The organism is Streptomyces sp. NPDC088785, assembly GCF_044750685.1.
GTDB lineage: Bacteria > Actinomycetota > Actinomycetes > Streptomycetales > Streptomycetaceae > Streptomyces.
Genome location: NZ_JBIVKH010000021.1, coordinates 1 through 21,065, shown reverse-complemented (window position 1 = coordinate 21,065; position 21,065 = coordinate 1). Strand labels below are relative to the sequence as shown.

General features: G+C 72.4%; 18 protein-coding genes. 6 read left to right on the top strand and 12 right to left on the bottom strand.

Going from position 1 to position 21,065, the window contains the following annotated elements; translation table 11 throughout:
* Positions 1–21: 21 nt before the first annotated feature.
* The 11 genes from ACIP5K_RS34270 to ACIP5K_RS34220 all read right to left on the bottom strand — a co-directional run bounded on the left by ACIP5K_RS34270 (position 22) and on the right by ACIP5K_RS34220 (position 13,900).
* Positions 22–918, bottom strand: a complete 897-nt coding sequence (locus ACIP5K_RS34270; RefSeq protein WP_401416104.1) for a DUF4429 domain-containing protein — start codon at positions 916–918, stop codon at positions 22–24.
* 67 nt (positions 919–985) lie between these two features.
* Entirely contained in the window at positions 986–2,758 is a 1,773-nt protein-coding gene (locus tag ACIP5K_RS34265) for an IucA/IucC family protein (RefSeq protein WP_401416101.1), read from the bottom strand.
* Positions 2,755–3,309, bottom strand: coding sequence for a GNAT family N-acetyltransferase (locus tag ACIP5K_RS34260; protein ID WP_401416098.1), 555 nt, complete (start codon positions 3,307–3,309; stop codon positions 2,755–2,757). Before ACIP5K_RS34260 ends, ACIP5K_RS34265 begins: the two co-directional genes overlap by 4 nt.
* Positions 3,306–4,580, bottom strand: coding sequence for a lysine N(6)-hydroxylase/L-ornithine N(5)-oxygenase family protein (locus tag ACIP5K_RS34255; protein WP_401416095.1), 1,275 nt, complete (start codon positions 4,578–4,580; stop codon positions 3,306–3,308). Before ACIP5K_RS34255 ends, ACIP5K_RS34260 begins: the two co-directional genes overlap by 4 nt.
* Entirely contained in the window at positions 4,564–6,006 is a 1,443-nt protein-coding gene (desA, locus tag ACIP5K_RS34250; RefSeq protein WP_401416092.1) for a lysine decarboxylase DesA, read from the bottom strand. Before desA ends, ACIP5K_RS34255 begins: the two co-directional genes overlap by 17 nt.
* A 171-nt stretch (positions 6,007–6,177) precedes the next feature.
* Positions 6,178–7,047, bottom strand: a complete 870-nt coding sequence (locus tag ACIP5K_RS34245; protein ID WP_401416089.1) for a siderophore-interacting protein — start codon at positions 7,045–7,047, stop codon at positions 6,178–6,180.
* 4 nt (positions 7,048–7,051) lie between these two features.
* The gene (locus ACIP5K_RS34240) at positions 7,052–8,095 is read right to left on the bottom strand and encodes an ABC transporter substrate-binding protein (RefSeq protein WP_401416087.1); all 1,044 of its coding nucleotides are present in this window, start codon (positions 8,093–8,095) and stop codon (positions 7,052–7,054) included.
* A gap of 122 nt (positions 8,096–8,217) precedes the next feature.
* Positions 8,218–9,378, bottom strand: a complete 1,161-nt coding sequence (locus tag ACIP5K_RS34235; protein WP_401416192.1) for an acyl-CoA dehydrogenase family protein — start codon at positions 9,376–9,378, stop codon at positions 8,218–8,220.
* A 5-nt stretch (positions 9,379–9,383) separates the two neighbouring features.
* On the bottom strand, positions 9,384–10,316 hold the full coding sequence (locus tag ACIP5K_RS34230) for a hydroxymethylglutaryl-CoA lyase (RefSeq protein ID WP_401416190.1): 933 nt from the start codon (positions 10,314–10,316) through the stop codon (positions 9,384–9,386).
* Between the two features lie 11 nt (positions 10,317–10,327).
* Complete coding sequence (locus tag ACIP5K_RS34225) at positions 10,328–12,262, bottom strand: biotin carboxylase N-terminal domain-containing protein (RefSeq protein WP_401416084.1); 1,935 nt, start codon at positions 12,260–12,262, stop codon at positions 10,328–10,330.
* Between the two features lie 15 nt (positions 12,263–12,277).
* On the bottom strand, positions 12,278–13,900 hold the full coding sequence (locus tag ACIP5K_RS34220) for a carboxyl transferase domain-containing protein (protein WP_401416082.1): 1,623 nt from the start codon (positions 13,898–13,900) through the stop codon (positions 12,278–12,280).
* A 93-nt stretch (positions 13,901–13,993) separates the two neighbouring features.
* On the opposite strand from ACIP5K_RS34220, the gene ACIP5K_RS34215 reads away from it, so the two are divergent.
* The 4 genes from ACIP5K_RS34215 (at position 13,994) to ACIP5K_RS34200 (ending at position 17,760) form a co-directional block, all read left to right on the top strand.
* Positions 13,994–14,593: a TetR/AcrR family transcriptional regulator gene (locus ACIP5K_RS34215; protein WP_401416080.1), complete on the top strand. Its 600-nt coding sequence runs from the start codon at positions 13,994–13,996 to the stop codon at positions 14,591–14,593.
* 82 nt (positions 14,594–14,675) lie between these two features.
* Entirely contained in the window at positions 14,676–15,833 is a 1,158-nt protein-coding gene (locus ACIP5K_RS34210; RefSeq protein ID WP_401416188.1) for an acyl-CoA dehydrogenase family protein, read from the top strand.
* A 35-nt stretch (positions 15,834–15,868) separates the two neighbouring features.
* Entirely contained in the window at positions 15,869–16,738 is an 870-nt protein-coding gene (locus tag ACIP5K_RS34205) for an acyl-CoA thioesterase (RefSeq protein ID WP_401416077.1), read from the top strand.
* Between the two features lie 8 nt (positions 16,739–16,746).
* The gene (locus tag ACIP5K_RS34200; RefSeq protein ID WP_401416075.1) at positions 16,747–17,760 is read left to right on the top strand and encodes a cation diffusion facilitator family transporter; all 1,014 of its coding nucleotides are present in this window, start codon (positions 16,747–16,749) and stop codon (positions 17,758–17,760) included.
* Positions 17,761–17,830: 70 nt separating this feature from the next.
* Here the strand turns inward: ACIP5K_RS34200 and ACIP5K_RS34195 are convergent, their stop codons facing one another.
* On the bottom strand, positions 17,831–18,634 hold the full coding sequence (locus ACIP5K_RS34195; protein WP_401416072.1) for a phosphatase: 804 nt from the start codon (positions 18,632–18,634) through the stop codon (positions 17,831–17,833).
* A 127-nt stretch (positions 18,635–18,761) separates the two neighbouring features.
* On the opposite strand from ACIP5K_RS34195, the gene ACIP5K_RS34190 reads away from it, so the two are divergent.
* Positions 18,762–19,808, top strand: coding sequence for a DMT family transporter (locus tag ACIP5K_RS34190; protein ID WP_401416069.1), 1,047 nt, complete (start codon positions 18,762–18,764; stop codon positions 19,806–19,808).
* 143 nt (positions 19,809–19,951) lie between these two features.
* Positions 19,952–20,800 carry a nitrilase-related carbon-nitrogen hydrolase gene (locus ACIP5K_RS34185; protein WP_401416067.1) on the top strand — a complete coding sequence of 283 codons (849 nt, stop codon included), beginning with the start codon at positions 19,952–19,954 and terminating at the stop codon, positions 20,798–20,800.
* The last annotated feature ends 265 nt before the right edge of the window (positions 20,801–21,065 follow it).

Genomic DNA, 21,065 nt, shown 5'->3' with positions numbered 1-21,065 from the left:
GGCGGCCCGGCCGGACGGGCCCTAGAGCCGCTTGAGCAGCGCCTGCTTGGCCGCCGCGAACTCCTCGTCCGTCAGGACCCCGGCCCGGTGCAGCTCGCCCAGTTCGCGCAGCCGGCGCAGCAGCGCGTCGTGGTCGTCCTCCGCCGGCGCCGCGGCGGCCGGGGGCGCGGCCCCGGCCGCCTTCTCCGGGGCGGGCGCCGCCGTCACGGCGGCGCCCGCCGCCGGATGCGGCAGCCGGGCCTGCACCGCCGCCGCGACCAGCGCCATCAGCGGGTCCTTCTTGAAGCCCCACAGCTCCACCGAGTTCGGGTCGTACTTCGGCGGGGCCTTGGTGGGCGAGGAGCGGACGGTGAAGCGCAGGCACCCGTTCTCCAGGCCGACGGCGGGCTGCCACTCCACCGCCGTGATGTCGGCGAGGGCGAGCTGCCGGGTGCCGGCGCTCGCCTTCGCGTCCTCCGTCTTCCAGTTCCACTCCAGCCGGACGTGCTCCCCGTCGAACCCGGCCGTGCCGTCGCCCGCGGAGACCGAGAGCGGCACGGCCGGGCCCGGCAGCAGGTACGCGGTGCAGGCCGTCGCCGGGACCTGGTCGAGCAGCAGCGCGGTGCGCACCTCGTCCACGAGGTACTCCGCGACGCCGTAGCGGTCCGCGTCGACGGTGAGCTGGTACGGGTCGGTGCCCTCGGCCAGCTTCCCGCCGGTCGCCTGCAACAGCGGGTCCGCGCCGTCGCGCAGCCGCAGCCGCAGCCGGCCGGACCTGCGGCCCTGCTCGAAGGAGACCCCGGCCAGGGCGGCGAGCGGGACGGTCAGTTCACCCAGGGCCTTGCGCAGCAGGGACACGCTCTTGTCCCGGCCGGGGACGAGCCGCAGCGTCCCGCCGTCGAACGTCCACGTCCCGTCGCGCTGGATGATTTCCGCCATGGGGCGATTCTGGCAGGGGCCCGGGAGGACCGTCCCCCGAACCCCTGCCGGTCCGTGCGCCCGGGGATCAGGCGATCGGGTTGGCGAGGTCGCCGACCAGTTGCAGGGCGCCCGACGGGTCGGCGAGGTCCACCATCTGCTCGTTGTTGCGCAGCTGGAGCCGGTTCAGGCAGGACAGCGCGAAGCGCGGGGCGAACATGTCGAACCGGTCGAACTTGTCGGCGAGCTGGGGCGCCGACGCCTGGTGGTCGCGGACGCAGTCCGCGACCGCCGCCCAGAACGTGTCCTCGTCGACGACGCCGTCCGCGACCAGGTTCGCCGCCAGGAAGCGGAAGAAGCAGTCGAAGACGTCCGTGAAGATCGACAGCAGTTTCATGTCGTCGGGCACGTCGGCGCGGATGCGGTCGACCTGCGGCGGCAGCACCGCGTCCGGGTCCATCACCGCGATCTCCTCGGCGATGTCCTTGAACACGGCCCGCTGGACCACGCCCCGCTCGTCCAGGACCAGGATGACGTTCTCGCCGTGCGGCATGAAGACCAGGTCGTAGGCGTAGAAGCTGTGCAGCAGCGGGGTCAGGTAGGACCGCAGGTACGGCTTCAGCCACTCCCGCGGCGTCAGCCCCGAGCGCTCGATCAGGGCGCCCGCCAGCGAGCGGCCCGCGCGGTCCACGTGCAGCAGCGAGGCCATGGTGGCCAGCCGCTCGCCGGGGGCCAGGGACGGGACCGGCGACTCGCGCCACAGCGCGGCGAGCATCTTGCGGTAGGGCGAGTAGCGGTCGGTGGCGGCCTCGTACTCCAGGTGCCGGTAGCCGACGGCCGCCCGCTCGCGGATGATCGTCAGGCCGGTGCCCTTGAGCACGGCGTCGTTCTCGATGAGCCCGGCCAGCCAGTCGTTGATCGCGGGCGTCGCCTCCATGTACGCCGCCGACAGACCGCGCATGAAGCCCATGTTGATGACCGAAAGGGCCGTCTTCACGTAGTGCTTGGCGGGGTCGGTGGTGTTGAAGAACGTCCGGATCGACTGCTGGGCCAGGTACTCGTCGTCGCCCTCGCCGAGGCAGACGAGGTGGCGGCGGGCGACCTCGGCCGCGAAGGTGACCGACAGCTTGTTCCACCACTGCCAGGGGTGGACCGGGATCAGCAGGAAGTCCGCCGGGTCCAGGTCCTGCTCGCGCAGGGTCGCGTGGAACCGGCCGAGCGTCTCCTCGCCCAGTTCGGCGCGGAGGAAGGACTCGTACTCCAGGCCGGTGCCGGCCGTGAACGCGGCGCGCTCGCGGGTCGCCGCCAGCCAGATCAGCCGGACCGGGCTCGCGGTCTCGGGCGCGTACGACAGGTATTCGTGGATGCCGAAGCCGAGCCGGCCGTTGTTGGCGACGAAGCACGGGTGGCCCTCGGTCATGCCCGTCTCGACGGCCTGGAAGTCGTCGCTCGCCGCCAGCTCGGCGGCCGTCGTGTCCGGCTTCGCCAGTTTGTAGCAGGTGCCGGACAGGGTGGAGGAGATCTCCTCCAGGTAGACCGGCAGGATCGCGTCGCTCAGGCCCAGCGAGTCCTTCATCTCGATGAAGAACTCCAGCGCGTCCAGCGGGAGTTCCGCGCCGTCGCGGTGGCGGGTGACGGACTCGGCGGACACCTGCCAGTGGTCGAGGCGCAGCCGCCGGGCCGCGAACCGGTAGCCGGTCGCGCCGTCGTCGCTGCGCACCACGTACCGGTCGTCCCCGGCGGGCTCGGGGGTGAGCAGCCGCTCGTGGGCGAACTCGGCGAGCGCCTTGCGGATCAGCAGGCGGTTGGCCTCGGCCCAGTGGTCGGGGGTCAGGTGGGAGACGGCGTCCGCGATGCTCATGCCCGCGCGCTCCTTCCGGTGGCCTTCTCGAACTGTTCGCGCGTGCAGAAGCTCAGCAGCGCCTTCTTCTCCGGCTTGTCGATCTCGCGCGCGGGGACGAAGCCGACGGCCTCGTTGAGCGCGTGGACGGCCGTGTTGCGCACGTCGGGCTCGACGACGACCCGGGCGACCGCCGGGTCGGCGAAGAGGTGCTCCATCACCGCGGTGATCACGGCCCGGGTGAAGCCCGGTATGCGTATCTCCGAGGGCGCGGTCAGGAAGTGCATCCCGATGTCGCCGGGCTCGGGCTCGTACAGGCCGACGAGCTCGACGTGGCGCGGGTCGTAGCGCTCCATGAGGAACGCCGGCCCGCCGTCGTGCAGGCCGAGGAACGCGTCGTGGTGCTCGGCCGCGGCGATCGACATGTATTCGCGCTCGACGTCCTCCAGTTTCGCGTTCTGCATCAGCCAGAACGCGGCCTTCGGATCGGTGACCCAGCGGTGCAGCAGCTCGGCGTCGCTGCGCGGGTCGACCGGGCGGAGGGTCAGCTTTCCTACGGTGGTGGTGCTCATACGGAGAACTCCTGGAAGGCGATGGTCTTCTCGACGGGGTAGTACTCGGTGCCGAGCAGCTCGCCGATGATGTAGCTGTTGCGGTAGGCGCCCATGCCCAGGTCGGGGCTGGTGATCGAGTGGGTGTGCACGCCGGCGTTCTGGAGGAAGATGCCGCTCCCGGTGGTGTCGATGGTGTAGTTGCGGGCGACGTCGAAGCGGCCCCTGCCGTCGAGGCGGATGCGGTCCTTGACGGGCTCCAGGAACGCGGGCGTCGCGTACTTGTAGCCGGTGGCGAGGATCAGGCCCTCGGTCTCCAGCTCGTAGCCCTTGTCCTGCTCCTCCTGGTGCAGGCCGAGGGTGTACGTGCCGTCGGCGTACGAGGCCGTGCGCAGCGCCGAGTTGGTGAGCAGCCGGGTGGGCACCGGGCCGTCGATGCCCTTCTGGTAGAGCAGGTCGAAGATGGCGTCGATCAGCTCGCCGTCGATGCCCTTGAACAGGCCCTTCTGCCGCTCCTCAAGCGAGTACCGGGTGGCTTCCGGCAGCGCGTGGAAGTAGTCGATGTAGTCCGGGGACGTCATCTCCAGCGTCAGTTTGGTGTATTCGAGGGGGAAGAAGCGGGGCGAGCGGGTCACCCAGTTCAGCCGGTAGCCGTGGACGTCGATCTCGCTCAGCAGGTCGTAGTAGATCTCGGCGGCGGACTGGCCGCTGCCGACCAGCGTGATCGACTTCTTCTGCTGGAGGGCCTGCTTGTGCTGCATGTAGCGGGAGTTGTGCAGGACTCCGTCGCCGCCCAGTTCCGCGCACGACTCGGGGATGTGGGGCGGGGTGCCGGTGCCGAGGACGAGCCGGCGGGCGCGCAGGACGGTGCCCGTGTCGGTGGTGACGACGTAGCTCTCGGCGGCGTCGTCGTAGCGCACCTCGCTCACCGTGGTGCTGAACCGGATCGAGGAGAGCTTGGCCGCCGCCCAGCGGCAGTACGCGTTGTACTCGACGCGCAGCGGATAGAAGTTCTCGCGGATGTAGAACGAGTACAACCGCCCCGATTCCTTGAGGTAGTTGAGGAAGGAGTAGGGCGAGGTCGGGTCGGCGAGGGTGACCAGGTCCGACATGAACGGGGTCTGGAGGTGGGCTCCGTCGAGGAACATGCCCGAGTGCCACTCGAAGTCCGGCTTGGACTCCAGGAAGACGCCGTTCAGCTCGGCTATGGGTTCGGTGAGGCAGGCGAGACCGAGGTTGAAGGGGCCGAGCCCGATCCCGATGAAGTCGTAGGTCTCAAGAGGCGCGGTCAAGGAGGTCTCCCAGGTACTGCTCGGCGTGGCCGGCGATGAGGTCGAGGACGGCCCGGATGTCGTCGAGGGTCGTCTCGGGGTTGAGCAGGGTGAACTTCAGGTACTGGCGGCCGCCGGTCTTGGTGCCCGCGACGACCGCGTCGCCGGAGGCGAACAGGGCCTTGCGGGCGTACAGGTTGGCCCGGTCGATCTCGGCCGGGTCGGTGACGGCGGCGGGGATGTAGCGGTAGACGAGGGTGGACAGGCTCGGCTCGACGACCACGTCGAAGCGCGGGTCGGCGGCCAGCACCTCCCAGGCGCGGTGGGCGAGTTCGCAGACCTCGTCGAAGAGCGAGCCGATGCCGTCGGCGCCCATCACGCGCAGGGTGAGCCACAGCTTGAGGGCGTCGAAGCGGCGGGTGGTCTGGAGGGACTTGTCCACCTGGTTGGGGATGCGCTCGGCGACGGTGCGCCGGGGGTTGAGGTACTCCGCGTGGTAGGTGGCGTGCCGCAGGGTGGCGCTGTCGCGGACCAGCACGGCGCTCGAACTGACCGGCTGGAAGAACGACTTGTGGTAGTCGACGGTGACGGAGTCGGCGCGCTCGATGCCGTCCAGCCGGTCCCGGCGGGTGCGCGAGGCGAGCAGTCCGCAGCCGTAGGCCGCGTCGACGTGCATCCAGGCGTCGTACTGGGCGCAGAGCTCGGCGATCTCCGGCAGCGGGTCGATGGAGCCGAAGTCGGTGGTGCCCGCGGTGGCGACCACGGCCATGGGGACGAGGTCCTCGGCCCGGCAGCGCTCCAGCTCTGCCGCGAGGGCCAGGGTCCGCATCCGCTGGTCCTTGTCGACCGGGACGGTCACGACGGACTCCGGGGGCAGGCCGAGGAGTTTGGCGGACTTCTGGACGCTGAAGTGGCCGGCCTCGGACGCGAAGATGCGCAGCCGGGCGAGGTCGTCGGTCTTGCTCTCCTCGCGGGCGAGCAGCAGCGCCTGGAGGTTGGACTGGGAGCCGCCCGAGGTGAAGACGCCGTCGGCGGCCGGGCCGAGGCCGATCCGCGCGGCCGTCCAGTCGATCAGTTTGCGCTCGATGAGCGTGCCGCCCGCGGACTGGTCCCAGGTGTCGAGCGAGGAGTTGACGGCGGACAGCACGGCCTCGCCGAGCACGGCCGGGATGACGACCGGGCAGTTGAGGTGGGCCAGATAGCGCGGGTGGTGGAAGTAGACGGCGTCGCGGAGGTAGACGTCCTCCAGCTCGTCGAGCGCGGCGACCGTGTCGAGCAGCGGCTCGTCGAGGTCGACCGCGTCGACGGCGGGGGAGAGTGCGTCGGGTGTGACGCCGGTGAACGGCCGTGCGGTGGTGGCGAGTTTGGCCGCCACCCGCTCGATTCCCTCGGTCACGGAACTGCGGTACAACTCCGCGGTCGTGTCATTGAGCAGGTGCGAGCGCATGAACGGTTCCTCCGGGTGGGGATGAGGTGGTTCCCGGGTGGGGCAGGAGTGCCGCGGGCCATGGGCAGGGGCGGGGCCGCGGTGTGTACTTAGGTTAGCCTAACCTAAGTTTCACGCGCGACCCCGCCCCACTTTATGGCGGAATGTGTAGGTGTGTGGCGGGAATTGAGCCTAGGCGGTGGCGGCCTCGGCCCGCAGCGCGTCCTCGCTCAGGCCGCGCCGCCAGTACCCGACGAACGTCACGGCGCGCTTGTCGTAGCCGCGCTCGCGCACCAGGTGGCGGCGGAGCTCCTTCATCGCGCCGGACTCGCCGGACAGCCAGGCGTACGGCCGCGCGGCGTCCGGGAGCCGGGCCGCGCGCAGGGCGTCGAGCGCGCTGGGTGCCCGCTCGTCGCGGACCAGCCAGTGCACGGTGAGCTGGGCCGCCGTGAGGATCGGCTGGATGTCGGCGCGGTGCGGGACCTCCAGCCACACGTGCGCGGAGACGGACGGCGGCAGCCAGGCCAGGATGCCGAGCGCGGCGGGCAGGGCCGTCTCGTCGGCCCACATGAGGATGTGGTCGAAGTCCTGCGGGGGCCGGCAGCGCACCGCCGCGTTGTCGCGGACCGCGGGGCCGAGCACCACGACCCTGTCGCCCGCCGTCGCGGCCTCGGCCCAGCGGCAGGCGGGGCCGGTGGTGGCCGGGGCGTCGTTGTGCAGCACGAAGTCGATGTCGACCTCCTGCGCCGGGTACCGGCGCTGGCCGCTCAGGGTGTACGAGCGCATGACCGCGCGGACGTCGTCCGGCAGCGCCCGGTACGCGGCGTGCCAGCCGTGGCCGTCGTCGCCCGGCAGGACGGGCGGCAGGACCGGCGCGTCCTGGCCGGGCCGCGGCAGGAACAGGGAGAGGGACTGGTCCCGGCCTCCGCCGTGGAAGTGTTCGAGGTCGGGGCCGGTGAAGGTCACCCGGAGCAGCGACGGGCCGAGCCGTCGCGTGCGGACCACTTGCAGATCGAAGAATCGGAAAGGGGCTACAGCGGGGGCTTCGGCCGTCGCGGTCATGGGGTCAGGACACCTTCTTCGCGGTCTCGATCGCCTGGGCGAGGTGCTCCAGGAGCGGGGCGCACTTGTCGTAGGACAGGATCGGCTCGGGGGAGCGGGCGATGACCTGGCCCGCCTTGACGGCCGGCAGCTTCTTCCAGGTGCCCTCTTCGATGGCGTCGGGCTGGAGGGCCTGGGCGCGGTCGTCCATCATGATGATGTCGGCCGGGTACTTGTCGACGTTCTCCCAGCTCAGGTTCTCGAACCAGCCGCCGGAGTCCTTCTTCGCCTTCGCCGGCGGCTCGACGAAGTTCACGCCGAGGGCCTTGAAGTACTCCAGGTCGATGGAGAGGTCCGTGCCGGACACGTAGAAGATGTCCGCGCTCGCCGAACCGGCCAGGACCCTGATGTCGGGGTGCGCCTTGGCGGCCCTGCGCAGTCGGGCGGCCGCGTCCTCGAAGCGCTTCTTCGCGGCGACGACCTTCGCGTCCTTCAGGTCCCCGCCCAGCGACTCGGCCAGCGCGTACATCCGCTCCAGCGGCTTGGTCAGCTGGCGGTCGAAGACGGAGACGCCGACGCTCGGGGCGAGTTCGGCGATCTTGTCCTTGGACTCCTCGGGGACGTACCAGAGGGTGCCGGCGCTGTCGAACATCGTGCTGATCAGGACGTCGGGCGCCAGGCCCGCGTACTTCTCGATGTTGAACTGGCCCCAGGTGTTGCCGATGACGGTGACCTTGTCGACCGGCATGTCGCCGGCCTGCACGTCCGGCTTGCCGCCCTTGCCGGTGGTCGGGCCGAAGACGCCCTTGACCTGGATGCCGTAGTCGTAGAGGGCGGCGCCGACGCCGGTGAAGGCGACGATGTTCGCCGGGGGCGCGTCCAGCTTCACGGTCGTGCCCCGGTCGTCCTCGAACGACCAGGGGCCGGGCTTCTCCGTGGTCCTCGCCGCGGCCGAACCGCCGTCCCCGGAGTCGCCGCCGCAGGCGGCGAGCGCGGCGCCGAGGCCGAGGGCCCCGCCGGCGGCGATCAGGCCGCGGCGGGTGGGGCGGGACAGTCGGGAGTGGGACATCACGGGCCGCTTTCGGACGTGCCGGAACCCTTCCCGGCAGGGGCGCAGAACTGAGGGTAGGTTAACCTAAGTTCCTGTGATGTCCAGGGGGCGGGGCGACCGGCCCGCCGACGGGCCGATTCCTAGCCGGTGAGCCCCAGTTCACGGGCGATCAGCATGCGCTGCACCTCACTCGTGCCCTCCCCGATCTCCAGGATCTTGGAGTCCCGCCACATCCGCGCCACCGGGTACTCGTTCATGAAGCCGTAGCCGCCGTGGATCTGGGTCGCCTCGCGCGCGTTGTCCACCGCGACCGTCGACGAGTACAGCTTCGCGAGCGCCGCCTCCTTCTTGAACGGCTCCCCGGACACCAGCCGCGACGCCGCGTCCCGCCACGCGAGCCGCGCGGTGTGCGCCTTCATCTCCATGTCGGCGATCTTGAACTGGATCGCCTGGAAGCCGCCGATGCTCCGCCCGAAGGCGTGCCGCTCCTTGGCGTACTTCACCGACTCGTCGACACAGCCCTGGGCGAGGCCGGTGGCGAGCGCCGAGATCGCGACGCGGCCCTCGTCGAGGATGCGCAGGAACTGGGCGAAGCCGCGGCCCTCGGTGCCCAGCAGGTTCGCCGCCGGCACCCGGACGTCGTCGAAGTGCAGTTCGCGGGTGTCCGACGCGTTCCACCCCACCTTCGAGTAGGGCGCCGCGACCGTGAAGCCGGGCGTCCCGGACGGCACGATGACCGACGAGATCAGCGGCCTGCCGTCCGCCGTGCGCCCGGTCACCGCCGTCACCGTCACCAGACCGGTGATGTCCGTACCGGAGTTGGTGATGAAGCACTTCGTGCCGTTGACCACCCAGTCGCCGCTCTCCGGGTCGCGGGTGGCCGTGGTGCGGGTGCCGCCCGCGTCCGAGCCCGCCTCCGGCTCGGTCAGCCCGAACGCGCCGAGCAGCTCGCCCGAACAGAGCCTCGGCAGCCACTCCCGCTTCTGCTCCTCGGTGCCGAACAGATGGATCGGCATCGCGCCGAGCGAGACGCCGGCCTCCAGCGTGATGGCGACGGAGGAGTCGACCCGGGCCAGCTCCTCCAGCGCGATGCCGAGCGCCAGGTAGTCGCCGCCCATGCCGCCGTACTCCTCCGGGAACGGCAGCCCGAACAGGCCCATCCGGCCCATCTCGCGCACGATCTCGTACGGGAACTCGTGCCGCTCGTAGTAGTCGCCGATCTTCGGCGCGACGACCTCGTGCGCGAACTCCTCGACGGTGCGCCGCAGTTCCTCGTGCTCGGGGGAGAGGTGGTGGTCCATCGTCGTCACTGCTCCTGGGGGGTCGCGGAGAGGGCACGCACGGTGCGGGAGGGGCTGGGTCGGCCCAGGTGTCCGGCCATCCACCGGCTGGTGTCGGTGAGCAGGCCGAGGTCGACGCCGGTCTCGATGCCGAGCCCGCGCAGCATCCACACCAGGTCCTCGGTGGCGAGATTGCCGGTGGCGCTCTTCGCGTACGGGCAGCCGCCGAGGCCGCCGGCGGACGCGTCGACCGTGCGCACGCCGAGCTGGAGCGCCGCCAGGGTATTGGCGAGCGCCTGCCCGTAGGTGTCGTGGAAGTGCACGCCGAGCACGTCGACGGGCACGCCCTGCGCGGTCAGCGCCGCGAGCAGGGCCCGGACATGGCCGGGGGTGGCCACGCCGATCGTGTCGCCGAGGCTCAGCTCGTCGCAGCCCAGGTCCCGCAGGGCCTTGGCGACGGAGACCACCTGGGACACCGGGACCGGGCCCTCCCACGGGTCGCCGAAGCACATGGAGAGATAGCCGCGCACGTGCGCCCGCGCCTCCCGGGCGCGGGCCACCACCGGCGCGAACATCGCCAGGGACTCGGCGACCGTGCGGTTCAGGTTGGCCTTCGCGAAGGACTCGGTGGCGCTGGCGAACACCGCGATGCGGGTGGCGCCGAGCGCCAGGGCGCGGTCCAGGCCCTTCTCGTTCGGCACCAGGACCGGCAGGCGCACCTCGGCGGGCAGGTCCTGGAGCGCGGGGAACAGCGTCTCCGCGTCCGCCAGTTGGGGAACCCACTTCGGGTGCACGAAGCTGGTGGCCTCGATGGTGGTCAGGCCGGCCCGGGCCAGCCGGTGGACGAACTCCGCCTTGACCTCGGTGGGGACCGTGGACTTCTCGTTCTGGAGGCCGTCGCGCGGGCCCACCTCGTGGATGCGGACGCGGGCGGGCAGGTGCTCGGCGGGGACCACCATGGGCAGTGCGCTCACTGTGCGGCCTCCTCGCCCGGTGCCGCCGGCCGCGCCGGTGGCTCCACCACCGCCAGGACCTGGTCCATGGCGACCGTCGTGCCCGGGGTCACGTCCAGCTCGGTGACCGTGCCCGCGTGCGGGGCCGCGATGACGTGCTCCATCTTCATCGCCTCCACCACCAGCAGGCTCTGGCCCTCGGTGACGGCGTCGCCGACCGCCACCTTGACGACGGTCACCGTGCCGGGCATGGGCGCGGTGAGGGAGCCCGCGCCGCCGGACCCGGCGCCGGTCAGGGCCGCCGCCACCGGGTCGTGGTCGCGGACCTGCCACGCGTCGCCGTCGCGGCCCAGCCAGTCGCCCGCGGACGCCGTCAGGCGGGCGGGGACCGTCGGGACGCCGTCGACCAGGACCTCGGTGCCGCGGACGCGGACCTCGACCGGGTCGTGTCCGGGGACGCGGACGTGGTGCACGGTCCAGGCGGGGACGCCGCCCAGGCGCCAGCCGTCGGGCCGCGCGAACGGATCCACCCAGCCGCCGCCGTCCGCCGGGGCGAGCGCCCGCTGGCGCAGCACCCCCGCCGCCGCGTACACCGCCGCCGGGACGTCCGCCTCGACCAGCGCGTCGGCCTCGCGCTCCACGAGACCGGTGTCCAACGCGCCCGCCACGACCGCCGGATGGGCCAGCAGGCGGCGCAAAAAGCCGGCGTTGGTCGGCACGCCGAGGGTCACCGTCCGCGCCAGCGCGGCCCGCAGCCGGCGCAGCGCCGTGTCCCGGTCGGGGCCGTACGCGATGACCTTCGCCAGCATCGGGTCGTAGAGCGAGGAGACCTCGGTGCCCACGCCGAGCCCGGAGTCGGTGCGCACCCCGTCGCCCTCGGGCTCGCTCAGCGCGAGGATCGTGCCGCCCGAGGGGAGGAACCCGCGCGCGGGGTCCTCGGCGCACAGCCGGGCCTCCACCGCGTGCCCGGTGAGCGTGATGTCGGCCTGGGCGAACGGCAGCCGCTCGCCCGCCGCGACCCGCACCTGCCACTCCACCAGGTCCAGGCCGGTGACCAGCTCGGTGACCGGGTGCTCGACCTGGAGGCGGGTGTTCATCTCCATGAAGTAGTACGCGGACGGGTCGTCGCCCGGGACGATGAACTCCACCGTGCCCGCGCCCCGATAGCCGCACGAGCGGGCCGCCTCCACGGCCGCCGCGCCCATCGCCTCCCGGGTCGCGTCGTCGAGGAGCACGCTGGGCGCCTCCTCGACGATCTTCTGGTGGCGGCGCTGGAGGGAGCACTCGCGCTCGCCGAGGTGCACGACGCCGCCGTGCCCGTCGGCCAGGACCTGGATCTCGATGTGCCGGGGGCGGTCGACCCACCGCTCCACGAGCAGCGTGTCGTCGCCGAAGGAGGTCCGGGCCTCGCGGCGCGCGGCGGCGATCTCCTCCTCCAGCAGGGACAGCTCGCGCACCAGCCGCATGCCCTTGCCGCCACCGCCCGCGGAGGGCTTGAGCAGCACCGGGGCGCCCAGCTCGCGCGCGGCCGCGGCCAGGTCCGGGTCGCGGCCGCCGGGCACCACCGGGACGCCGGCCGCCTCGACCGTCTCCTTGGCGCGGATCTTGTCGCCCATCAGCGCGATCGCGTCCGGGGAGGGGCCGATGAAGGTCAGGCCCGCGTCCTCGCAGGCCCGCGCGAACGTCGCGTTCTCCGCGAGGAAGCCGTATCCCGGGTGGACCGCCTGCGCGCCCGTGCGCCGGGCCGCCTCGACGATCCGCTCCACCGACAGATAGCTCTCGGCGGCGGGCGGCGGGCCGATGCGCACCGACTCGTCGGCCTCGCGCACGTGCCGGGCGTCCGCGTCGGCGTCGCTGTGGACCGCCACCGAGCGGATGCCGAGCTGCCGCAGCGTACGGATGACGCGGACGGCGATCTCGCCGCGGTTGGCGACCAGGACTGTGTCGAACACTTCCCTAAGCTCCTCTCACATCCGGAAGACGCCGAAGCCGCCGGACTTCTCCGGAAGCGGCGCGTGGGCACAGGCGGTCAGGGCCAGGCCGAGGACCTGGCGGGTCTCCAGGGGGTCGATCACGCCGTCGTCCCAGAGCCGCGCCGTGGCGTAGTACGCGTTCCCCTGGGTGTCGTACTGGGCGCGGATCGGGGCCTTGAACGCCTCTTCGGCGTCCGCGGGCCACTCCTCGCCGCGCGCCTGCGTCTGGTCGCGCTTGACCGTCGCCAGCACCGACGCGGCCTGCTCGCCGCCCATGACGCTGATCTTCGCGCCGGGCCACATCCACAGGAAGCGGGGCGAGTACGCGCGGCCGCACATCGAGTAGTTGCCCGCGCCGTACGAGCCGCCGATCACCACCGTCAGCTTCGGCACGCGGGTGCAGGCCACCGCCGTCACCATCTTGGCGCCGTGCTTGGCGATGCCGCCCGCCTCGTAGTCCTTGCCGACCATGAAGCCCGAGATGTTCTGGAGGAACACCAGCGGGATGCCGCGCTGGTCGCACAGCTCGATGAAGTGGGCGCCCTTCTGGGCGGATTCGGCGAACAGGATGCCGTTGTTGGCGACGATGCCGACCGGGTGGCCGTGGATCCGGGCGAAGCCGGTGACCAGCGTCTGCCCGAACTCGGCCTTGAACTCGGCGAACTGCGAGCCGTCGACGACCCGGGCGATGACCTCGCGGACGTCGTACGGGGTGCGCGGGTCGACCGGGACCGCGCCGTACAGGCCCGCCGGGTCCACCTTGGGCTCGGCGGCCGGGCGCACCGACCACGGCAGCGGGCCGCGCTCGGGCAGGGTGGAGACGATGGTCCGCACGATGCGCAGCGCGTGCGCGTCGTCCTCGGCGAGGTGGTCGGTGACGCCGGAGATCCGCGCGTGGACCTCGCCGCCGCCCAGCTCCTCGGCCGTGACGACCTCGCCGGTGGCCGCCTTCACCAGGGGCGGGCCGCCGAGGAAGATCGTGCCCTGATTGCGGACGATCACCGCTTCGTCGCTCATCGCCGGGACGTACGCGCCGCCGGCCGTGCACGAGCCGAGCACCGCCGCGATCTGCGGGATGCCCGCGCCGGACATCCGCGCCTGGTTGTAGAAGATCCGCCCGAAGTGGTCGCGGTCGGGGAACACCTCGTCCTGCATCGGCAGGAAGGCGCCCCCGGAGTCCACCAGATAGACGCACGGCAGCCGGTTCTCCAGCGCCACCTCCTGGGCGCGCAGGTGCTTCTTCACCGTCATCGGGTAGTACGTGCCGCCCTTGACGGTCGCGTCGTTGGCGACGATCACGCAGGCGCGGCCCGACACCTGGCCGATGCCGGCGATGACCCCGGCGGCCGGGGCCTGGTCCCCGTACATCCCGTCGGCCGCCAGCGGGGCCAGCTCCAGGAACGGGGAGCCCGGGTCGAGCAGGGTGTCCACGCGGTCGCGGGGCAGCAGCTTGCCGCGCGCGGTGTGCCGGGCGCGGGAGCGCTCGCCGCCGCCGAGCCGGGCGGCCGCCAGCTTCTCGCGCAGCTCGGCCGCGAGCGCCCGGTGCGCCGCCTCATTGGCCCGCCAGGCCTCCGAGGCGGGATCGGCCGCGCTCGTCAGCTCAGGTGCCTCCTGCATCCTGCGGTCCCCTCACCACGTCGTGATGTTAATGACCGTTAACCAGTCGCCTTCAGGTTAACGTCCGCTAACCTCGCTGTCTAGAATCGACGCATGGTCTCCAGAGCCACCAGAACCGATGCCCCCACCCGTCGCGAGCAGATCCTCAAAGAGGCCGCCCGGCTCTTCGCCGAGCGCGGGTTCCACGGGGTCGGGGTGGACGAGATAGGCGCCGCCGTCGGCATCAGCGGCCCCGGCCTCTACCGCCACTTCGCCGGCAAGGACGCGATGCTCGCCGAGCTCCTCGTCGGCATCAGCGGCCAGCTGCTCACCGGCGGCCGGCGCCGGCTCGCCGAGGCCGAGCACGGCCCGCAGGCGCTGCTGGACTCGCTCATCGAGGGCCACATCGACTTCGCCCTCGACGACCGGGACCTGATCACGCTGCACGACCGCGAGCTGGACCGCCTGCGCGACACCGACCGCAAGCTGGTGCGCTCCCTCCAGCGCCAGTACGTGGAGCTGTGGGTGGAGGTCGTGCGCGAGGTCCACCCCGACCTCGCCGAACCGCACGCGCGCGTGGCCGTCCACGCCGTCTTCGGCCTGCTGAACTCCACCCCGCACCTGAGCCGCCCGCAGTCGCTGCCCGGGCGGGAGAGCACCGCCCGGATGCTGCACCGGCTGGCGCGCGGGGCGTTCGCGACCGCCGCGGAGTGACGTGTATCTCTGGACGCTCCGGTGACCGGCCGGTAACGTTGTTATGAGCAAGCGCTTAGTCGTCGTAGAGGGAGAGTTCTCCGTGCGCCGTACCGTTTTTGATGAGGACCACGAGGCGTTCCGGGAGACCCTGCGCGCCTTCGTCGAGGCCGAGGTCGTCCCCCACTACGACGCCTGGTTCCAGGAGGGCATCGTCCCGCGCGAGCTGTACACCAAGCTCGCCGACCTGGGCCTGTTCGGCATCAACGTGCCGGAGGAGTTCGGCGGCGCCGGCCTCGAGACGCACAAGTTCGAGGCCATCCAGTACGAGGAGACCGCCCGCGCGGGCGTCACCTTCGGCGGCTCGGGCGTCCACGTCCTGCTCGCGCTCCCGTACATCAAGATGCTCGGCACCGACGAGCAGAAGAAGCGCTACCTGGAGAAGTTCGTCACCGCCGAGGAGATGTGGGCCCTCGCGATGACCGAGCCGGGCACCGGCTCCGACCTCGCCGGCATGAAGACCACGGCGAAGCTCTCCGAGGACGGCACGCACTACGTCCTCAACGGCTCGAAGACGTTCATCACCGGCGGCGTGCACGCCGACCGCGTCATCGTCTGCGCCCGCACCGCCGCGCCGACCGCCGACGACCGCCGCTTCGGCATCTCGCTCTTCGCCGTCGACACCACGTCCGAGGGCTACTCGATCGGCCGCAAGCTCGACAAGCTGGGCCTGCGCACCTCCGACACCGCCGAGCTGGCGTTCGTCGACGTGAAGGTGCCCGTCGAGGACCTGCTGGGCGAGGAGAACAAGGGCTTCTACTACCTCGGCCAGAACCTGCCCTCCGAGCGCTGGGGCATCGCCTACGGCGCGTACGCGCAGGCCAAGGCCGCCGTCGCGTTCGCCAAGCAGTACGTGCAGGACCGCACCGTCTTCGGCAAGCCGGTCGCGTCCTTCCAGAACACCAAGTTCGAGCTGGCCGCCTGCCAGGCCGAGGTGGACGCCGCCGAGGCCGTCGCCGACCGCGCCCTGGAGGCCCTGGACGCCGGTGAGCTGACCGCCGCCGAGGCCGCTTCGGCCAAGCTGTTCAACACCGAGGTCGCGCACCGCGTCATCGACCGCTGCCTCCAGCTGCACGGCGGCTACGGGTTCATGAACGAGTACCCGATCGCCCGCCTGTACGCGGACAACCGCGTCAACCGCATCTACGGCGGCACCAGCGAGGTCATGAAGATGATCATCGCGAAGAACATGGGCCTGTAACCCACGGGACCCGGACGTCGCATACAACTGAGCGCATGAACAAGGCACTTCAGTCCCTCCTCGATCTGCTCGACCTGGAGCGGATCGAGGAGGACATCTTCCGGGGCCGGTCGCGGTCCGCCGTCGTCCCCCGGGTCTTCGGCGGACAGGTGGCGGCCCAGGCGCTGGTCGCCGCCGGCCGCACCGTCCCGGCCGACCGGCACGCGCACTCCCTGCACGCGTACTTCCTCGTCGCGGGGGACCCCGGCGCGCCCATCGTCTACACCGTCGACCGGATCAGGGACGGCCGCTCCTTCACCACCCGGCGGGTCGTCGCCATCCAGCACGGGCAGCCGATCTTCCACCTCTCCGCGTCCTTCCAGACGTACGAGGACGGTCTGGAGCACCAGGCGGACATGCCGCCCGCGCCCGACCCGGCGTCGCTGCCGACGGCCGCCGAGATGCTGCCCCGCTACACCGGCGTCCTCGGCGCCGACCGCGTCCGCCGGCTGCTCGAAGCGCGCGAGGCCGTCGACCTGCGGTACGTGGACGCGCCGCCGTTCGCCTTCGTCGGCGAGCCGCAGCAGCCGCGCTCGCAGGTCTGGTTCCGCACCGACGGCAAGCTCGCGGACGACCCGCTGCTCCACGTCTGCCTCGCCACCTACGTCTCCGACATGACCCTCCTCGACTCCGTGCTGCTCGCCCACGGGCGCGGCGGCTGGGCCGTCGGCGACGTCGTCGGGGCCTCCCTCGACCACGCCATGTGGTTCCACCGGCCCTTCCGCGCCGATGAATGGCTCCTCTACGACCAGCAGTCGCCGTCCGCGTCCGGCGGCCGGGGCCTCGGACAGGCCCGCATCCACACCCAGGACGGGCGGCTCGCGATCACCGTGATCCAGGAAGGCGTGGTTCGCGTTCCGCGCTGATCGGACATATGGTCCCGTACGTGGATGTACGGGACGGCGGTGACGTGGTGGCGGACGGGTCCGACGACGCGGGGCAGGGCGGTGGGGAGAGTGTCTTCACGGTGCTCGTCGCCGCGGCGGCCAACCTCGGCATCGCGCTCGCCAAGGCCGTCGCCGGGCTCATCAGCGGCTCCAGCGCGATGCTCTCCGAGGCCGCGCACTCCTTCGCGGACACCGTCACCGAACTGATGCTGCTCACGGCCCTCAAGCGCGGCGCCAAGCCCGCCGACGAGGACCACCCGCTGGGCCACGGCGGCGAACGGTACGTGTGGGCGCTGCTGGCCGCCGTCGCCACGTTCGTCGGCGGCGCCGTCTTCTCCCTCTACGACGGCATCCACACCCTCGTCGCCGGTGAGGACCTGGGCGATCCGCTGGTCTCCTACATCGTGCTCGCCGTCGCCTTCCTGCTGGAGGGCTTCTCGCTGCGCACCGCCGTCAGGCAGGCGCGGGGGGAGGCGGCCCGGTTCAAGGCGTCCTTCGGCACGTACCTGAAACACACGCCCGACACCGCCGTGAAGGCCGTCGTCATGGAGGACAGCGCCGCGCTCGCCGGCCTGCTGCTCGCCGCCGGCGGGCTGCTGGGCGGCCAGCTGAGCGGGTCCGGGGTGTGGGACGGGATCGCCTCGCTGTGCATCGGGGGACTGCTGCTGTGGGTCGCCTGGGTGCTGGGGCGGTCCAACGCCCAACTGCTGGTGGGGCGGCCGTTGCCGCGGTCCGTGCGCGACGAGATCCGCACGCTGCTGCTCGGCAGCGAGCACGTCGAGAGCGTGCTGGAGCTGACGACGCTGGTGCAGGGGCCCCGGGAGGCGCTCGTCGCCGCCAAGGTCGACTTCCGGGACGCGTCCACCGCCGCGCAGATCGAGTGGGCCTGCGAGGACGCCGCCCGGCGGTTGCAGGAGCGGTTCCCCGCCGTACGACGGGTGTACCTGGACCCGACCCCCGGATTCGCCCAGCGCCGCGAGGCGGGCCTGGACCCCTGGTAGCACCGGCCCCGGTGGCGCCGCGCGGCCTCCCCGGCGAGAGCCGCACACGGACGCCGGGCCGGGTGCGGGGCTAGTTCAGGAGCGAGGCCGCGGTCAGCAGGTAGGCCGTCATCGGGTCGTAGTGGCGCGGGCTCGTCACGTGGTCGTCCAGGGGGACCGTCACCTGCATGGTGCCCTCGGCCTCCCCGACGAACAGCGCGGGATCGTTGCAGTCCGCGTACCCCACGGAGTCGATCCCGCGCTGGGCGGCGCACCCCGCCCACCCGTGATCGGCGACGACCAGATCGGGCAGCGGACGCCCGGCGCGCTCCAGGCCGTCCAGGATCCGTGTCATCGGGTCGGGGGAGTGCGTGTGCCACAGCGTCGCCCCGCGCTCCAGCATCGCCACGTCCGCGAACTGGAAGACCATGCCCTCCTCGGTGGCCAGCCCCTCGGGGACCACGACGATCTCGCAGCCGGCCGCGCGCAGCGCCGCCGCCGTCGCCCGGTGCACGTCGAGCAGCCCGCCCGGGTGTCCGGTGGCGAACAGCACGCGCTGCCGGTCCTCGGCCGCCTTGTGCAGCCGCGCGGCCATCCGCTCCAGCGCGTCCACCGTCAGCTCCGGGTCGATGGTGTCCTGCCCGTAGCGGTGCTCCGGGTCGTCGACGACCCCGCAGCGCTCGGCCATCACCGAGAGCACGTCCTGCTCGTCGGTCCAGCGGTCGCCGAGTTCCAGGCCCAGCCAGAAGTGCCGGTCGCCGTTCGCGAGCTTGCGGTAGTGGGAGAGGTTGTTCTCGCGGGGCGTGGCCACGTCGCCCGCGATGCGGGTGCGGACGAGGTGGTCGATCAGGGCGGCGCGGGTCGGACTGTCGGTGGGTATCCCGGGTATCGGCATGGCTCCATTGTGCCGGGGGCCGCCCGGGGGCGCCGATCGGTTCCGCGGAGTGGGACCGGCGCCACCCCCGCTCCGGGCCTCGGAATTCCGGTGCCCCCCGCACGGTTTTCTCCGTACCCTCCCCCGTATGACCCCTCAGGATCCGCGTCCCGCACCCGGCCCGCTCACCGTCGGCGCCGCCTGTTTCACCGTGCTCGCCTGGGCCTCCGCCTTCGTCTCCATCCGCAGCGCGGGCGCCGCCTACTCGCCCGGCGCGCTGGCCCTCGGGCGGCTGCTCGCCGGGTCGGTGGTGCTCGTCGCGCTGGTGCTGATCCGCCGCGAGGGGCTGCCGCCGCGCGGCGCCTGGCGCGGGATCGCGGTGTCGGGCGTGGTGTGGTTCGGCGCCTACATGGTGGCGCTGAACTGGGGCGAGCGGCTCGTCGACGCCGGCACCGCCGCCCTGCTCGTGAACGTCGGCCCGATCCTGATGGCGCTGCTCGCCGCCCGGCTGCTCGGCGAGGGGCTGCCGCCGCGGCTGCTCACCGGGATGGGCGTGTCGTTCGCCGGAGCGGCCGTGGTCGGCCTGTCGATGTCGGCCGGTTCCTCGGGTTCCGGGGACGTCGGGGGCAGCACGGGCGAGCTGGTCGGCGGTGTCGCGCTGTGCCTGCTGGCCGCCGTGGCGTACGCGGTCGGCGTCGTCTCCCAGAAGCCCGCCCTGTCGTACGGCTCCCCGCTCCAGGTCACCGCGTTCGCCTGCCTGATCGGTACGGCGGTCTGCCTGCCGTTCTCCGGCCAGCTGGTCTCCGAGGCGTCCCGCGCCCCGATGTCCGCGACGCTCAACATGGTCTACCTCGGCGTCGTGCCCACCGCGCTCGCCTTCACCACCTGGACGTACGCGCTCGCCCGCACGCCCGCCGGGAAGATGGGCGCGACGACGTACGCCGTGCCCGCGATCGTCGTCCTGCTGAGCTGGCTGTTCCTGGACGAGGTGCCCGGCTGGCTGACCCTGCTCGGCGGTGCGCTGTGCCTGGCCGGCGTCGCGGTCTCCCGGTCCCGGGCGCGGGCCGCCGTGCGCGGCACCGAGATCGTCCCCCGGGTGGCGGAGCGGCCGGAGGACCGGCCGGAGGACCGGCCGGAGGAGCGGGCGGGGGCGCAGGCGCAGGAGCGGCCGGAGAGCGCCGGCACCGGCAGCTGACCGGGCTCCGTACGCCGTGTCCAGGTGCGTGAGGCGCATTTGGCCGGATGGGCGGAGACGGGCCCGGGGGGCGCGGGTTAGGGTCCAGCCGACACCAGGCGTGCGCCCGCGCGCCCCCGTACGGCGAGAGGGAAGGCTCCGCGATGAACGACTCCACGGAGCGGGACGGCCGGCCGATGACCACCGTGGCCTGCGCCCAGCTCGCCCTCGGGGTCGGCGACGTCGCCGAGAACCTGGCCGCCGCCGAGGAGGCCGTCGAGGCCGCCGCCCGCGCCGGTGCGCGGGTCGTCGTACTGCCCGAACTCGCCAACAGCGGCTACGTCTTCGCGTCCGTCGCCGAGGCCCGCGCGCTCGCCGAACCGGTCGACGGGCCGACCGTCACCGCCTGGTCGGCCGCCGCCCGGCGGCACGGGGTCACCCTCGTCGCGGGCCTCGCCGAACTCGACGCCGAGGGCCGGGTCCGCAACTCCGCCGTCGTCGTCGACCCGGCCGGCGAGCTGCGCGCCGTCTATCGCAAGGCCCACCTCTTCGGCACCGAGAAGGACTTCTTCGTACCCGGCGACGCGGCGCCCCCGACCGTCGACATCGACGGCGTCGGGCGGATCGGGGTCATGGTCTGCTACGACCTGGAGTTCCCCGAGTGGGTGCGGCGGGCGGCGCTCGCCGGGACCGAGCTGCTGTGCGCGCCCGTGAACTGGCCGCTGTTCCCGCGGCCCGAGGGGGAGCGGCCGGCCGAGGTCGTCAAGGCGCAGGCCGCTGCCGCGGGGAACCGGATGTATGTGGCCGTCGCCGATCGGGCCGGGGACGAGCGCGGGGTCGTCTGGACCGGGGGCTCGGTGATCGTCGACCCCGACGGGTTTCCGGTCGCCGGGCGGGTGCCTAGTGGGGGGCCGGCGTTGTTGCTGGCGTCCTGTGATCTCGCGCAGGCCCGCGACAAGTCTCTCGGCGCCCACAACAACGTCTTCACCGACCGCCGCCCCGACCTCTACTGAGCGGTTCCCCGCGCTCCTGGGCGGTTCTTTGGGGGTGCGCACCGGTGGCCGCGTCTCGCGCAGTTCCCCGCGCCCCTGGGGTCGTCTTTCGGGCGCGCCACCGTCGTGGCTGGTCGCGCAGTTCCCCGCGCCCCTGGGTGGTTTTTCGGGCGCGCGCCGGTGGCCGCTTCTCGCGCAGTTCCCCGCGCCCCTGGTGGGTCGTCTTTCGGGTGCGCCGCCGTCGTGGCTGGTCGCGCAGTTCCCCGCGCCCCTGGTGGGTCGTCTT

Excerpts from the sequence above, each read along its gene's own strand:
- ACIP5K_RS34270 (WP_401416104.1), bottom strand. The coding sequence starts at position 918 with ATGGCGGAAATCATCCAGCGCGACGGGACGTGGACGTTCGACGGCGGG.
- ACIP5K_RS34265 (WP_401416101.1), bottom strand. The coding sequence starts at position 2,758 with ATGAGCATCGCGGACGCCGTCTCCCACCTGACCCCCGACCACTGGGCC.
- ACIP5K_RS34260 (WP_401416098.1), bottom strand. The coding sequence starts at position 3,309 with ATGAGCACCACCACCGTAGGAAAGCTGACCCTCCGCCCGGTCGACCCG.
- desA (WP_401416092.1), bottom strand. The coding sequence starts at position 6,006 with ATGCGCTCGCACCTGCTCAATGACACGACCGCGGAGTTGTACCGCAGT.
- ACIP5K_RS34245 (WP_401416089.1), bottom strand. The coding sequence starts at position 7,047 with ATGACCGCGACGGCCGAAGCCCCCGCTGTAGCCCCTTTCCGATTCTTC.
- ACIP5K_RS34240 (WP_401416087.1), bottom strand. The coding sequence starts at position 8,095 with ATGTCCCACTCCCGACTGTCCCGCCCCACCCGCCGCGGCCTGATCGCC.
- ACIP5K_RS34235 (WP_401416192.1), bottom strand. The coding sequence starts at position 9,378 with ATGGACCACCACCTCTCCCCCGAGCACGAGGAACTGCGGCGCACCGTC.
- ACIP5K_RS34230 (WP_401416190.1), bottom strand. The coding sequence starts at position 10,316 with ATGGTGGTCCCCGCCGAGCACCTGCCCGCCCGCGTCCGCATCCACGAG.
- ACIP5K_RS34220 (WP_401416082.1), bottom strand. The coding sequence starts at position 13,900 with ATGCAGGAGGCACCTGAGCTGACGAGCGCGGCCGATCCCGCCTCGGAG.
- ACIP5K_RS34215 (WP_401416080.1), top strand. The coding sequence starts at position 13,994 with ATGGTCTCCAGAGCCACCAGAACCGATGCCCCCACCCGTCGCGAGCAG.
- ACIP5K_RS34205 (WP_401416077.1), top strand. The coding sequence starts at position 15,869 with ATGAACAAGGCACTTCAGTCCCTCCTCGATCTGCTCGACCTGGAGCGG.
- ACIP5K_RS34200 (WP_401416075.1), top strand. The coding sequence starts at position 16,747 with ATGGTCCCGTACGTGGATGTACGGGACGGCGGTGACGTGGTGGCGGAC.
- ACIP5K_RS34195 (WP_401416072.1), bottom strand. The coding sequence starts at position 18,634 with ATGCCGATACCCGGGATACCCACCGACAGTCCGACCCGCGCCGCCCTG.
- ACIP5K_RS34190 (WP_401416069.1), top strand. The coding sequence starts at position 18,762 with ATGACCCCTCAGGATCCGCGTCCCGCACCCGGCCCGCTCACCGTCGGC.
- ACIP5K_RS34185 (WP_401416067.1), top strand. The coding sequence starts at position 19,952 with ATGAACGACTCCACGGAGCGGGACGGCCGGCCGATGACCACCGTGGCC.